This window comes from Oceanobacillus halotolerans (assembly GCF_010993955.1).
GTDB lineage: Bacteria > Bacillota > Bacilli > Bacillales > Amphibacillaceae > Oceanibacillus_A > Oceanibacillus_A halotolerans.
Genome location: NZ_WIXL01000005.1, coordinates 128,829 through 143,308 on the forward strand (window position 1 = coordinate 128,829; position 14,480 = coordinate 143,308).

Below are 14,480 nucleotides of genomic sequence, written 5' to 3' on the forward strand. Positions count from 1 at the left end.
TATTTTCTACTTAGCCTACCCAAAAAGTTAAAATCTGTACCTCTTTTGCTTATATTCTTGTACCCTTTTTGAATTTTTACTAATCCCTTATGTAATTCTTCTTAAAAACTGTTACATAAATTTAAGAAAAAATAATGGTACAATCTATAATGATTAAAGTGTAGCTTATAAACTATGATTAGGTCAATTACTTTGTTTCCATTTATTTAATTTCACTAAAAAACACCTACTCTCCTTATATATCTGTTATATATTTTTAATAACACTGTACCATTTACGTTATTTTTGCATTAGAACAACTAACACATTCGCTCGTCCTTTAACGAATGTGTTAAAAAAACTAAGGCTATCGCCAACCTTTTCGGCGATAGCCTTAGTTGCACTATGTAGAAAAAAAGTTTTCCTATCTACCAAAAAAAAAGAATTAAATTCAAAAGTCGAATTTAATTCTTTCTCATGGTTACTCCGTTTCTGTTTTTTCCTCATCATTTTCATCATCAGTTGATTCTGGATTTTCTACTTCATCATTACTGCCATCATTTTGATGCTCTTCGTATGTAACTTCTATTCCTGCAAGTCGATAAAATTCCTCTTTTAGCTCATTATATTCAACCGTATAGGCATTAAATTGATCATTAGCTTCTAATACTTTTTGATATGTTTCATTTATTTCTGTAATGTGATTGGTTAATTGTTCTTGTTCTGTTTCCTCCTCTTGAAGCATTTCATACAGCGTCTTTTCGAGTGATAATGATTCCGTATAAACCTCGTACAAATCATCATAAGCGTCATATCGATTCATCATAACGTCATACATTTCTTTTCCTTGACGCTTTACATCTTCTTCCTCAATTTCGTCTAGCAATGACTCAATTTTGGAAAACTCTTCTTTTGAAGCGGAAATACTATCTTTTTCTAATTCAATTTTCTCTTCCCGTTCTTCTATAAGGCTTATGGCATCTTTTGATAACTCTTGGATTTGATCAAGTTCTTCCATAGTTAGATCAATTATTTCGTTATATAATGCTTGTTCTTGTTTTTCTAGTTCGGCAATTGGTTGTTGCTGGTTTTCAAATACCTCTTCTAACGATACTGCTTCTTCTAAATGGTTATAAATCTGATCTTGGGTTGATGTACTGTTACATGCTATCAAGAATAGCATTAAGCCAATAGCTACAACTAGACGAAGTTTTTTAAGTGACACAATATTTCCTCCTTCATTCCCCACTTTATGTAAGCTATATTTCCTTGTTTGTTTATTAACAGTATAACATACCAAAAATATGGAAGAAGATAAAAAAATAATTCCATCATAGTATATGACAAAGAAAGTGTTATTTATGATATAGATTACGAATTTAACCCCAATGATTTACGGGCTCACCGCATCATGATAAACTATTACTAATTCAGTGAGGAAGCTAGACGATAGGAGTGACGAAGAATGATAACAATGGATGACATTGTTCGTGAAGGACATCCAGCATTACGTGAAGTAACGAAAGAAATGGATGTTCCATTATCAGAAAATGATCATACCTTAGCAAACGAAATGCTAACATTTTTAAAAAATAGTCAAGATGACAAAATGGCAACCAAATATAACTTACGTCCCGGAGTTGGTCTTGCTGCACCTCAATTAGGACTAACAAAACGAATGATTGCTGTTCACTTTGAAGATTTAAAAGGAAATGAATATAGCTATATTTTAGTTAACCCAAAAATCGTTAGTCATTCCGTTGAAAAAGCCTACTTAACATCTGGTGAAGGCTGTTTATCAGTTGATCGAAATGTGGAAGGGTATGTACCGCGTTATGCTCGTATTACCGTTAAAGCATTTGATCCAGACGGAAATGAACTTAAACTTAGATTACGTGATTATGCAGCGATTGTATTTCAACATGAAATTGATCATTTAAACGGCATTATGTTTTATGATCATATTAATCAAGACAACCCCCTATTACCACCAGAAAATGCAAAAGCAATAGAATAACAAATAAAAGCAACAGTTAGGCAAAAACATAACTGTTGCTTTTATTTGTATAAGAATTCTCTTGGTGCGAAAAATATAGTACAAAACCTTAACGTTCATACAAATCGACCAAAATTTTCTAGAATACCATACTTTTTCGTTTCAAAATTTGTTAAACCATACTATAATATGAATAAGAGGGATTGGATCGGTAGAGCGTTTTTTACTTGCTTTTCTTAAATAATAGAAAGGAGATGTACCTTATGCTTAGGCGTCTTAAAGAAAAGCTAAAAAAACGATGGAAGGATTTTTTAGGCAAAGAACGTGTTCCTACTACTTGTGATAAAGAATTATATTAATATAGCCAATCACAGATAAATACACTATTTAAAAACCTATTTTAGTGACCCGAGGTTTCATTAAACGAAACGTGTTTCAAAATTTTGGTTTTGAAACACGTTTCAATTGGATATGTTGTATTAGACTATGTATTTTCCGATAAACAATTGTTCATCAATATAAATTACGTCAGCAAATGAAGAAGAAGTTAGGAGAGATGAAATGATTTACAAAGTTTTATATCAAGAATTACCAGATGAAATACCTGTTCGAGAACGTACGAAAAGTCTTTATGTAGAAGCAGACTCCGTTAAAGAGGTCCGTCAAAAACTTGGTAGACAGAATTACAAAATTAATATCGAATTTATCCAGCCATTAGATACAGCACATTTAGATTACGAAAAACAAGCAGAACATTTCACAGTGGAGAATGTGTAAACGTATGAAATTTGTAAAAAATGATCAAACAGCCGTATTTGCTTTAGGTGGTTTGGGAGAAATCGGCAAAAACACATATGGTATTCAATTTCAAGATGAGATTATTCTAATTGATGCTGGTATTAAATTTCCAGAAGACGAACTACTTGGAATTGATTATGTTATTCCAGATTACACCTATCTAAAGCAAAATGAAGATAAGATTAAAGGGCTGTTTATTACACATGGTCATGAAGACCATATTGGGGGTATTCCCTATTTACTGCGTGAAATAAATGTGCCTATCTATGCTGGAAAACTTGCAATCGGACTCATCCGAAATAAATTAGATGAACATGGTTTATTACGAAATACAAAATTAAATACAATCCAAGAAGATGATGTAATTAAATTCCGTAAGACAGCAGTGTCTTTTTTCCGTACAACACACAGCATTCCAGACTCCTTTGGTATCGTGGTTAAGACACCACCTGGGAATATTGTGCATACTGGTGACTTTAAATTTGATTTTACACCAGTAGGGGAACCTGCCAATTTAACAAAAATGGCAGAAATAGGAAAAGAAGGTGTACTTTGTTTACTTTCTGATAGTACTAATAGTGAAGTGCCTGGCTTTACCATGTCAGAAAAAGTGGTTGGCGGCAATATTAATGATATATTCTCTAGAGTGGATGGTAGACTAATTTTTGCAACCTTTGCCTCCAATATTTACCGTTTGCAACAAGTAGTAGAAGCTGCCGTTAAACATAATCGCAAAGTAGCAGTATTTGGACGTAGTATGGAATCCGCTATTAGAATTGGACAAGAACTCGGCTATATTACTGCTCCAAAAGACACGTTTATTGAAGCCAATCAGATCAACCGTCTACCAGCACATGAGGTTACTATCCTTTGTACAGGATCACAGGGTGAGCCAATGGCAGCACTTTCCCGAATTGCTAATGGTACACACAGACAAATCCAAATTATTCCTGGTGATACTGTTGTATTTTCATCATCACCAATCCCTGGTAATACAATTAGTGTTAGCCGTACCATTAATAAGTTATATCGAGCAGGAGCAGATGTCATCCATGGCCCATTAAGTAATATTCATACTTCTGGACATGGTAGTCAAGAAGAACAAAAGCTTATGCTACGACTTATTCAACCAACCTATTTGATGCCTATTCATGGTGAATATCGCATGTTAAAAGAACATACTAATCTAGCTGCTAATTGCGGTATAGATTATGATCGTTCCTTCATAATGGATAATGGTGATGTATTAGCATTAGGAAAGGATAATGCAATGGTTGCAGGCAAGGTACCGTCTGGGTCCATCTATGTCGATGGTAGTGGTATCGGCGATATTGGTAATATTGTATTGCGTGATCGTCGTATATTATCAGAAGAAGGACTTGTTATTATTGTGGTAAGCATCAACATGAAAGAGTTCAAAATTTCATCAGGGCCTGATATTATATCGCGAGGCTTTGTGTATATGAGAGAGTCCGAGGACCTAATTAAGGAAGCACAGAAATTAGTCTCAATTCATTTAAATAAAGTAATGGAGCGCAAGACAACACAATGGTCAGAAATTAAAAATGAAATTACGGATACGATTGCACCATTTCTATATGAAAAAACCAAACGTAAACCAATGATTTTACCAATTATCATGGAAGTATAAATAAAAGAAAAAAAGGATTTCAATGCATCGCATTGAAGTCCTTTTTTAATCGTCATCGATAACAAGTTGTTTTTCAAATCTCGATATATCCTTATCTGCACCAATTACAATTAAGATATCATCTTCCTGTAAGGTATATTCAGCCTCTGGGGATACATTGATCTCCTTATCCTGTTTAATCGCCACAACATTACAACCATAATTAGCACGGATATCAAGATCTACTAATGATTTACCTACCATCTTCTCCCCTGCTTTTACTTCGACAATGCTATGATCATCTGATAATTCGAGGTAATCTAAGATATTATTGGAAATAATATTATGTGCAATCCGTTTCCCCATGTCACGTTCAGGGTGAACGACATGATCAGCACCTATTTTATTAAGTATTTTTTCATGATAATCATTTTGTGCTTTAACAGTAATTTTTTTAATACCAAGGTCTGTCAAAATAACCGTTGTCAAAATACTAGCTTGTATATTATCCCCAATTGCAACGATAACATGATCAATATTTTTTATCCCTAACTCTTTCAATGTCGTTTCATCTGTAGAGTCTGCTATAACAGCATGTGAAGCGATATTTTTAAACTCGTGTATTTTATCTTCATCCAAATCAATTGCCAGAACTTGCATGCCCTCCATGCTTAGTTCCCGACAAATACTTCCACCAAAACGTCCTAGTCCAATTACTGCATAATCACGCTTCATCCAATCGCCCCCTATGACAACATACTGACATTTAGTCTACCATATATTCGAAAAAAGTGGAATCAAGCCTTATTATACTTCTGTTAAGCTGTTATCTAAAGGCCGTTTTCTTACAGATTGTTGCTTTTTTCAGTATAAATTTTAATGAATAGTTTATATATGATGTGTCTTAAAATAGTGTAGTTGATTTCCACTTCGGACAGTCGCTTTCATCACGGGCACAAGTGCGACATCTGTTCAAACTTTACGTTTTCACAGTGTCTTCTTCGCCGCAGGCACGGCCTCAGTCTCCTCTATAGAAAAGCTAAAAGTGCCTTGGTCACCCCCGATTAGAAAACTTGGCTTGTCGCCAAGTGGCGAAAGCCTTAGTTACACTTATGCAGTAAGAAAGTTTTTCTTATCTGCCAAGCATAAGCCGAGCCTCGGCATGGCGGTTTTTGCGCGTAATGAGGATTGACTTAAGACCTCGAGGAGGGTGGGCGCTGGCCGATGAAAACTCTGCGTCCTTATGTCTATCGGCACTAGGACGTCCTGTCCGTCGAAACGAGCCTAAGAGACCCCCGCAGTGTGGGTTTCGCAACTGAGGCTCGTGGGGAATCCTAAGGTGTGCGTAGTGTATTTCCGTAGCGATAATTAGAAAACATTTACGACGCATTATCTATATTACGACGTTCATAATATAACAAAGAATGCGAAAAGAATCCTTACAAAAAGTTTAAAACGCGACATGACATAGTAGCATAGAATTGATTTAAATAGAATCAAGCATTTGAAACTGAGATTTCACCAACTGGTAATATTCCCCTTTTTGTGCCATGAGTTCTTGATGATTCCCATATTCTAATATTTCCCCATTTTCCAACACAAAAATGTTATCTGATTCCCGTATGGTGGATAAACGATGGGCAATGATAATTGCGGTCCTTCTCTTTAATAGTCTACGTAATGCCTGTTGGATTTTGACTTCCGTTTCAGTGTCAATACTTGCTGTTGCTTCATCCAAAATTAGAATTCGTGGATTAGCTAATAATGAACGAGCAAATGACAGTAGTTGTCTTTCTCCTGCAGATAATATGTTTCCACGTTCTTCCACTTCTGTTTCATATCTATCAGCTAAACGCTGAATAAACTCATCAGCTCCTACTACCTTTGCAGCCTCTATCACTTCCTCATCTGTCGCACTTGGACGTCCGAAACGAATATTTTCCATGATCGTTCCAGAAAAGATAAAGGTATCCTGTAATACAACGCTGATATTTTGGCGTAAACTATCTAATGTAACATCTCGTAAATCATATCCATCGATAGAAACAGATCCCTTAGTTGGATCATAGAAACGACTAATTAAATTCGCTATCGTCGACTTTCCGCTACCAGTATGCCCTACTAACGCTACTGTTTGACCTTGTTTAATGTCGAGTGAAATGTCGTGTAATGCAACTCGGTTTTCATCATACGAAAATTGAACGCGATCAAAGTTAATGGTACCTTTCATGTTTTCAAATACATAGGCATTCTTCTTTTCCTTCACGTTAGGCTGTTCATCTAAAAATTCAAAAATACGCTCAGAGGCTGACATCGCCATTAATAATTGGTTATACATTTGTCCGAGACGTGAAATTGGTTCCCAAAACATACCTAGAAAAAAAGCAAATGTGACAAATGTTCCAATGGCAATTCCACCGTTATTCTCCCCTATTAGAATTAAATGTGCACCATAAGAGATTAAAATAATTGTCCCAATCGCATTACTCACCTCTACAAAAGGACGAAACATAGCACTTTTTTTCGTTGCAATTCGCCAACTTTCATAGTTATCCGTGTTGACACCATCAAAGTATTCCGCATTTTCTCTTTCCTGGGTGAAGGATTGGGTTATCCGTATTCCTTGAATACTCTCATTTAAGTGTGAATTAAGGCGTGACTGTTGAATACGTACATTCTGCCAGGAACGTCTAATGTTCCTCCTTAATTTAGTGGAAATGTAAAACATAATTGGGATAATAATCATAACAGCTAAAGCTAATTTCGGGCTTAACGTTATTAAAATTACTATAATTCCAGTTAGTGTAACAATGTCCATTAATAAATTAATAATACCATTCGTAAAAAGCTCCTGTAAGGAATTAATATCGTTCATGATCCGTACTAATATAGATCCTGCTGAACGAGAATCAAAAAAACGATGTGACAAACGTTGTATATGACTAAAAAGGTGTTGTCGAATATCATATATTACATTTTGTCCTAAAATATTCACCCATTTAATTCGATACACATTTCCAACATAACTTAGTAGATACAATATCCCAATGCCAAGCACAAGATAGGTTAAAAGTGTAATATCTTCATTAGCAATCGCTACATCAATTGCTACTTTCCCTATTAAGATAGGCACTATTAATCGAACAGCTGTTGAAATAAGCATTGCGATCACAGCACCAGGTAAATATGTCTTAGAATAGGGGCTCAAATAGATAAGTAATCGCCACATTTGTTGCCAATTGAATGGCTTTTCTACCGCATGATCAACCGTATAAGAAAACCGATTTAAATGTGGACTTTTTTCTTTTTTTGTAACTTGTCTAGCCAATGAAAAGCCTCCTTTCTTACATTGTAGCTGTACTCATCACTGCATCACGATCTTGATATTGTATATCATATATCCGTTTGTAAATACCACCTTTTTGTAGTAAGGTGTCATGGTTACCGCGTTCAGCAATTTTCCCATCTTCTAATACAAGAATTTCATCAGCATGCTTTAAAGATGAGATCCGATGAGCAATAATAAATGTTGTACGATTTTTCATGACTTCTTTCAATGCCTTTTGTATGTTAAACTCGGTTTCCATATCAACAGCAGAGGTAGCATCATCTAAAACTAATATACTTGGATCAATACAAATTGCTCTCGCTATCGCTATTCGCTGTTTCTGACCACCAGATAATCCCATTCCACGTTCACCTAACATAGTATCGTATCCATCTGGCATCTCCGTGATAAAGTCATGGGCTTGTGCACGTTTCGCAGCATCTCTAATTCTTTCTTCTGATACTTCAGGATTTCCATATGAAATATTCTGCCGGATCGTCGTGGAAAATAAAAATGGTTCTTGTAGTACGAATCCGATATTTTTCCGTAGTGACGTTAATGTATAATCCTGAATAGGACGCCCGTCAACAAGTACATCTCCATCTTCTGGTTCATAAAACCGTGTAATTAACTGTGTTATACTTGTCTTTCCAGATCCAGTTGCACCAATTAAGCCAATCACCTTACCAGGTGGAGCATCAAAATTAATTTGCTTTAATGCAGCATCATCATTTTCTACATATGTTAAGGTAACATTACGAAATGTAACATGCCCCTTAATAGCCACATCAATGGCTTGGTCACTTTCTACAATATCCTCTTTCACTTCTAAAATTTCTAATAATCGCTCACCAGATGCTTTTGCTTGAGAAAACTGATTAATAATAAACCCTAAATTCATTAAGGGTCCTAAAATATACCAAACCAAGCTAAAAAAGGCTACTAATTCTCCTAGACCAAGATTATTGTTAATTACTAAATACCCACCAAATGCAAGTAGAGCAACGGCACAAACATTTCCAATAAACTCCATTAACGGAAAATATCTGGACCAAATTTTTGCTGTATTTAAATAATACTGTCGATAGCGTCTGTTACGGTCAGAGAAACGACCAATCTCAAAATCTTCTCTAGACAGTGACTTCACCGTATTCATACCACTAATATTTTCTTGAACTCGTGTATTTAAATGCCCAAACGATTTCCGTATTTTTCGAAAAGCAGGGTGGACGCGCTTATCAAATTGAAAAACAACAACAGCTAAAAAAGGCATTGCAGCCATCGTTACCAATGCAAGTGGGATAGAATAATAGAACATGACAGCTAAACTAAACAAAATTAATAAGGTAATTCGGAGTAATTCCGCAAAACCGAATGAAAGAAAAAAACGAAATCCCTCAACATCGGCAGTTAACCGAGACATAAGGTCACCAGTCTTGGCATTATCATAATAACGAAAAGACAATACTTGAAGCTTATCGTACAGTGCTTCTCGTAAAGTATACACCGATGTAACCCCAAATAAATCACCTAGATATTGATGAAAATAGGTTGCCACACCTTTTACAAGCATCATGATAAAAAACAGAATAGCTATATAGGGTATTAACGGATACCGTTCTTTTAAAACCACTTCGTCAATCGTTAGCTGTAATACAATCGGATACACAACGGTTATCGCCGTTACAAATAGCAAGAAAATTAGCGAGAATATAAAATACTTTCGGTATGGCCAATAAAACTCTTTTAACTTTTGAAATGTATCCAATCGATCCCCTCCTTTTTGTGATTTCATAATTACTAATATAACCGTTTCCGTAAAAAATTGCCATATATATTACAAAATTTTCTTAAAAAATAAAAATTATTGTACCTCCATTTCCTTAATGAACAAATGCTCTTTTCCTAAAAGATACTTTCTAATGGCGTAGTGAAAATACCTTTATCCTTGAATTTCATTACACTTAAAAAGGAAGGATCTTTTCGCATACTTTGTTGTTTTTTTATCACCCCCGATTAGAAAACTTGGCTTGTCGCCAAGTGGCGAAAGCCTTAGTTGCACTTATGCAGGAGGGAAGTTTTCCTATCTACAAAAAAATCCCCCTTCTACTAGAAGGAGGAACACAATTTGATTATTATTTTGTTGGTTTTCCTAATACACGATTTACACGTTTGCGCAGCATTTTCATACCGCCGCCACCAGCTTGGAAGTGTCTTAATTTCCCTTCTTCATCAAACACATAATAGGCTGGGACATATTTATTATCAAAAGCATCTGTTAACTTATGTTCATTATCTACAAATATAGGTTGTGTAATGTCGTGTTCATTCGCTACTTCTTGCACTTGATCAAGATCTAAGTCTTTCTCAGAACGAGGCATATGAACAGCAATAACATTTAATTCATCCTGGTACTCATCACGAAACTCATTTACTTTTGGCATTGCTTCCTTACACAACCCACAGCTAACAGACCAAAAATGAATTAAGGTTGGCTTATTACCTAATAGGTCCTCCTTTTCAATTGGACTACTATTGTACCATTCGGTGGCACCTTCTAATTCAGGCATTTGATCTCTTAATTTCAATTTCTAACCTCCTCTATCACAAAAAAGAGCTGACTTAACAACAATTATTGCATAATAAACAGGAAATGCTATTTTCCATTAGTCAGCTCTTATATCTTATACGAAATTGTTTTAAAGTGTTTCTTGTCCTGGCTTCCAGTTTGCTGGACACAATCCACCAGTTTGTAATGCTTGAAGTACACGCAATGTTTCATCTACATCACGGCCAATATTGTTGTGGAAAACAGTTTGATACTGTAATTCACCTTCTGGATTAATAATAAATAATCCACGCAATGCAACACCCTCATCTTCAATTAGTACGCCATACTCTTTTGAAACTGCATGATTAGTATCAGCAGCTAATGGATATTCTAAATCTCCAAGACCATTGTCGTCACGAGAAGTATTAATCCATGCCTTATGCGTGTGAATAGTATCAGTGGAGACACCAATCACTTCTGCATCGAGATCTTCAAACTCATCATAACGGTCGCTCATTGCAGTAATCTCTGTAGGACATACAAATGTAAAGTCCATTGGATAAAAGAAAAGTACTGTCCATTTATCTTCTTTCATTATTTCTTCTAAACTAACTTTCCCAAATTCTTTATTTGGCATAACGGCATCCATCTCAAAACGAGGAGCTTGTTTTCCCACCATTCTTTCTACCATATGTAATTCCTCCTATTTTTTGTTCAATGTAAGTATAGGTGGCCATCTTAATAATAGTCAATATCAAATAATAATAAATATAAAGAGTTAAAGAAACTGTCACAAAACTAGTATTACCATGGATTGAGTAGTTTAAACATTATCTGAAATTAATTTAGAAGACTGTTTTCTGAAAGATTGTTGCCTATTTAAGTATAAATCTTAATGCACAGTTGATAAATGATGCGTTGTAAATTGTGCCATTGATTTCCGCTCCGAACCGAACCTCGCTTTCACCAGGGGCACTTATGCCCCTGGTGAAAGCGAAGTATATTTCCGAAGTGGGAAAAAGCGCTATTTTCAAGTTACGACACATTATATAGGATGCAATGTTAATAGAAAATGCTCATTTTAGTTCCGATTTCGGTTTATTTTGTACAAGGTACAATAATATTTTCGTATTATTATTTTTGCTATAAATAAATCCCGTCCACTATCAAGTAAGAAACTTATCACTAATATATTTGTACGATAATCAAGGCAAAAAAAAGAGCACCTCGTCTAACCGAGGCACTCCACACCTTAACTTAATTTATTGTCTACCATTTGGCACACTTCTTCTGCATTATGGCCATGTGCATTAATCACAGGTCCAGCCATGCTAGTAGTAGACATACCCATTACATCCTTGTCTTGTCCAGTGATAACACAACAATCACAATATGCTGTATCCTCTTCTGAACGTAAATCCACCACTTCATGTCCCATTTCCATTAGTGCATTCTTAACATCTGCTAAAGATTCTTCAACACCAATACGTGCCATCTGTTTAACCTCCTAGTTCATGAAAAAGTCTCGTATGTATCTTTTCCAAAAATGGAGATCATATTCAATTTAGCTTAAACAGAAAGCATTTGTATCGTTTCCAATACAGAGTCTACCCCAACAAGGAGGGCCTTCTCTTTTGGTTGTAGTTTTGTATGGTGCAAGCCATATGGAGAATCTACGCCAAGCCAATACATAAAACCTGGGATTTCCTTCAGCATATATCCAAAATCTTCACCAGTCATGGCTGTAGATGCTTCTTTATATGTGATCGAAGTATTTTCATGGATCACTTTAGCAAATTGATCAACATAGGTTCTATCGTTATACACTTGATAATATTGTGCACCATAATTAATATGAACAGAACAATCATTACTTATTTCAAAACCATTTGCCATCTTTTCTAGTTTCGTTTTTATTAAGTTCATTGCATCTGCATTTAATGTACGGATTGTTCCTTCAAGACGAGCTGTTTCCGCAATCACATTTTGAACAAAGCCACTTTCCATTTTCCCTATGGTTATAACTGCACTGTCTAACGGATCGATATTTCGTGAAATAATTTGCTGCATTTGTACGATGAAATTACTTGCAGCTACTGTCATATCCTTCGTTAGGTGAGGATATGCGGCATGTCCACCTTTCCCATTAAAATCAATGAAAAGCTCATTTGTATTAGCAAATAACAATCCAGGCTTACTAGAAACAGTACCAACTGGCATTTCAGGTGCAATGTGGAGTGCAAATATACAATCAGGTTTCCACTTTTGAAATATATCTGCCTTTAACATTGGCAATGCTCCACCAGGTCCTTCCTCTGCTGGTTGGAAGATAAATAACACATGATCATTTGGCCGCTCATCGATTGTCTTCTGGAGTGCTCCTAGAGCAATTGTCATATGGAAATCATGTCCACAAGCGTGCATATTTCCTTCATGTACCGATTGGAAGTCATAATCCGTTTCTTCTTTCATTGGTAATCCATCAATATCGCAACGAAATCCAATTGTCTTCGTTGGTTTTTTACCTTGTACATGAACAAGAATCCCTGTTTTCCATGTTTCAATTGAAACATTATCTGTTTGCATCTCTTTTATTTTTTCCAATAAATAGAATTGGGTTTTCACCTCTTGAAAACCCAATTCCGGAATTTGATGCAATTCTCTTCTTATTGTTTGTAATGTTGAAAATTCCATCTATACCCCTACTTAGTCATTTAATTTACGTAATTCCTGTTTAATCTCTGTTTTAGATTTGGTTGATTCGTCAATTTCCTTAAGTACTTTTGCTGGTGTACCAGCTACTAATGTGTTTGGTGCAACATCTTTTGTGACGATTGCACCCGCAGCGACAATGGCGCCTTTTCCAATTGTTACACCTTCTAAGACAACTACATTAGCACCAATAACGACATCATCTTCAATCACAACTGGTTTTGCAGATGGTGGTTCAACTACACCTGCAAGCACTGTCCCTGCACCGATATGACAGTTTTTCCCTACTGTCGCACGACCACCAAGAACTGCATTCATATCAATCATCGTGCCCTCTCCAACAACGGAACCAATGTTGATCATAGCACCCATCATAATAACACAACCATCTCCAATTTGAACTTGATCGCGGATTACTGCACCTGGCTCAATACGTGCATTGATGCCTTTTAAATCAAGTAATGGAATCGCTGAATTACGACGGTCATTTTCAACCACATAATCTGAAATAATTTCTTTGTGACGTTCTAATAATGACTGAATAGTATCCCATTCGCCAAATAATACACCACTATTGTCTTCTACAAATGCTTGAATTTCTTTTTCTTCATTTAATTTTTGAAGTCCTTCCCCTTTTATGTACACTTTTACTGGGGTTGACTTTTTACTGTTCGAAATAAAACTTATAATTTCATTTGCATCCATCATTTTCAAAACAATTTCCTCCTAATATGTAATTAATTTTTACTTTAGCAGATTGAATTTTCATGCGCAACAATCAGGTTATCAAAAATATAAGACATTTTAAATCTCATCAAAAACACCTATGTCATAGACAAAGGTGTTTAGAAAAACTCGCATTCGCTCGTCTTTTAGCGAAGGTGTTAGTTTTTCTTATACTTGGGACGTAAAAATTTTAGCTACGTCGAGTCCACTTCTTCGCTAAAATTTTATGCTTTCCTAACGTGAAACGAAAAAGTCTCTATTCGATTCTATTTTGCCTTGTTTTGATAATAATCCCTGTTAATTTGTTTAAGGATTGCGCGTCTTGTCAAAATTCCATCAAAATAACCTTTCTCATCTGCGACACAAACAAAAGGATAATTAATTGTCATTTTTAATCCATCCATAAATTGATCTTCTTTAGAAAGCCTTGGTACTTCCTTATCCATAATTTCATATACGCGCTTCTCTGAAAGTTTTTCAATCTCAAACCGTTCTATTCCAAGAATCTCATTTAGAATCATCGTCTTTCCGATTGTTCCAACTAATTTATAAGACGTATCTAATACAGGGACAGCTGAATAACCAGATTTCACTAAAACTAATAGCGCATGTTCTAAAGGATTATTCAACTGGACATGCGCAACTTTCTCAGAGCTAATCATAATATCTTCCACAGTAATGTCTGTTAATTGTTTATCTTGAATTGTACTCATAGACATTTCTCTCCTTTTATAAACTGACATCTATTTATGGTAAAACG

At 35.4% G+C, this 14,480-nt stretch carries 13 protein-coding genes; 3 read left to right on the top strand and 10 right to left on the bottom strand.

The genetic code is table 11. From position 1 onward, the window contains the following. Positions 1-460: 460 nt before the first annotated feature. Positions 461-1,204 (bottom strand): YkyA family protein, encoded by a 744-nt coding sequence (locus GHC26_RS08295; RefSeq protein WP_226376901.1) that lies wholly within the window; start codon positions 1,202-1,204, stop codon positions 461-463. Between the two features lie 240 nt (positions 1,205-1,444). Between GHC26_RS08295 and def the strand changes: the two genes are divergently transcribed. The 3 genes from def (at position 1,445) to rnjA (ending at position 4,424) form a co-directional block, all read left to right on the top strand. Further along, on the top strand, positions 1,445-1,996 hold the full coding sequence (gene def, locus GHC26_RS08300) for a peptide deformylase (protein WP_163970799.1): 552 nt from the start codon (positions 1,445-1,447) through the stop codon (positions 1,994-1,996). Between the two features lie 540 nt (positions 1,997-2,536). After that, positions 2,537-2,752 (top strand): DNA-dependent RNA polymerase subunit epsilon, encoded by a 216-nt coding sequence (locus tag GHC26_RS08305; RefSeq protein ID WP_163970800.1) that lies wholly within the window; start codon positions 2,537-2,539, stop codon positions 2,750-2,752. Positions 2,753-2,756: 4 nt separating this feature from the next. Continuing rightward, a complete protein-coding gene (rnjA, locus tag GHC26_RS08310) occupies positions 2,757-4,424 on the top strand; it encodes a ribonuclease J1 (protein ID WP_163970801.1) in 1,668 nt (555 codons plus the stop codon). A 45-nt stretch (positions 4,425-4,469) separates the two neighbouring features. Here rnjA and GHC26_RS08315 read toward each other — a convergent pair whose 3' ends face one another. From GHC26_RS08315 to cbpB, 9 genes are all read right to left on the bottom strand, one after another. Beyond that, positions 4,470-5,138, bottom strand: coding sequence for a potassium channel family protein (locus tag GHC26_RS08315; RefSeq protein WP_163970802.1), 669 nt, complete (start codon positions 5,136-5,138; stop codon positions 4,470-4,472). Between the two features lie 751 nt (positions 5,139-5,889). Continuing rightward, a complete protein-coding gene (locus GHC26_RS08320) occupies positions 5,890-7,632 on the bottom strand; it encodes an ABC transporter ATP-binding protein (protein ID WP_404821775.1) in 1,743 nt (580 codons plus the stop codon). 115 nt (positions 7,633-7,747) lie between these two features. Next, positions 7,748-9,499 carry an ABC transporter ATP-binding protein gene (locus GHC26_RS08325; RefSeq protein WP_163970804.1) on the bottom strand — a complete coding sequence of 584 codons (1,752 nt, stop codon included), beginning with the start codon at positions 9,497-9,499 and terminating at the stop codon, positions 7,748-7,750. A 367-nt stretch (positions 9,500-9,866) separates the two neighbouring features. Further along, entirely contained in the window at positions 9,867-10,319 is a 453-nt protein-coding gene (locus GHC26_RS08330) for a TlpA family protein disulfide reductase (protein ID WP_163970805.1), read from the bottom strand. 111 nt (positions 10,320-10,430) lie between these two features. Then, positions 10,431-10,973 carry a peroxiredoxin gene (locus GHC26_RS08335; RefSeq protein ID WP_163970806.1) on the bottom strand — a complete coding sequence of 181 codons (543 nt, stop codon included), beginning with the start codon at positions 10,971-10,973 and terminating at the stop codon, positions 10,431-10,433. A 561-nt stretch (positions 10,974-11,534) separates the two neighbouring features. Further along, positions 11,535-11,777 carry a YkuS family protein gene (locus tag GHC26_RS08340; RefSeq protein ID WP_163970807.1) on the bottom strand — a complete coding sequence of 81 codons (243 nt, stop codon included), beginning with the start codon at positions 11,775-11,777 and terminating at the stop codon, positions 11,535-11,537. 74 nt (positions 11,778-11,851) lie between these two features. Next, complete coding sequence (locus GHC26_RS08345; protein ID WP_163970808.1) at positions 11,852-12,976, bottom strand: N-acetyldiaminopimelate deacetylase; 1,125 nt, start codon at positions 12,974-12,976, stop codon at positions 11,852-11,854. A gap of 12 nt (positions 12,977-12,988) precedes the next feature. Beyond that, positions 12,989-13,708, bottom strand: a complete 720-nt coding sequence (gene dapD, locus GHC26_RS08350; RefSeq protein ID WP_163970809.1) for a 2,3,4,5-tetrahydropyridine-2,6-dicarboxylate N-acetyltransferase — start codon at positions 13,706-13,708, stop codon at positions 12,989-12,991. Between the two features lie 278 nt (positions 13,709-13,986). Next, entirely contained in the window at positions 13,987-14,433 is a 447-nt protein-coding gene (cbpB, locus tag GHC26_RS08355; RefSeq protein WP_163970810.1) for a cyclic-di-AMP-binding protein CbpB, read from the bottom strand. Between the last annotated feature and the right edge of the window lie 47 nt (positions 14,434-14,480).

Excerpts from the sequence above, each read along its gene's own strand:
- GHC26_RS08305 (WP_163970800.1), top strand. The coding sequence starts at position 2,537 with ATGATTTACAAAGTTTTATATCAAGAATTACCAGATGAAATACCTGTT.
- GHC26_RS08340 (WP_163970807.1), bottom strand. The coding sequence starts at position 11,777 with ATGGCACGTATTGGTGTTGAAGAATCTTTAGCAGATGTTAAGAATGCA.
- cbpB (WP_163970810.1), bottom strand. The coding sequence starts at position 14,433 with ATGAGTACAATTCAAGATAAACAATTAACAGACATTACTGTGGAAGAT.
- GHC26_RS08335 (WP_163970806.1), bottom strand. The coding sequence starts at position 10,973 with ATGGTAGAAAGAATGGTGGGAAAACAAGCTCCTCGTTTTGAGATGGAT.
- def (WP_163970799.1), top strand. The coding sequence starts at position 1,445 with ATGATAACAATGGATGACATTGTTCGTGAAGGACATCCAGCATTACGT.
- GHC26_RS08345 (WP_163970808.1), bottom strand. The coding sequence starts at position 12,976 with ATGGAATTTTCAACATTACAAACAATAAGAAGAGAATTGCATCAAATT.
- rnjA (WP_163970801.1), top strand. The coding sequence starts at position 2,757 with ATGAAATTTGTAAAAAATGATCAAACAGCCGTATTTGCTTTAGGTGGT.
- GHC26_RS08320 (WP_404821775.1), bottom strand. The coding sequence starts at position 7,632 with ATGTGGCGATTACTTATCTATTTGAGCCCCTATTCTAAGACATATTTA.
- GHC26_RS08315 (WP_163970802.1), bottom strand. The coding sequence starts at position 5,138 with ATGAAGCGTGATTATGCAGTAATTGGACTAGGACGTTTTGGTGGAAGT.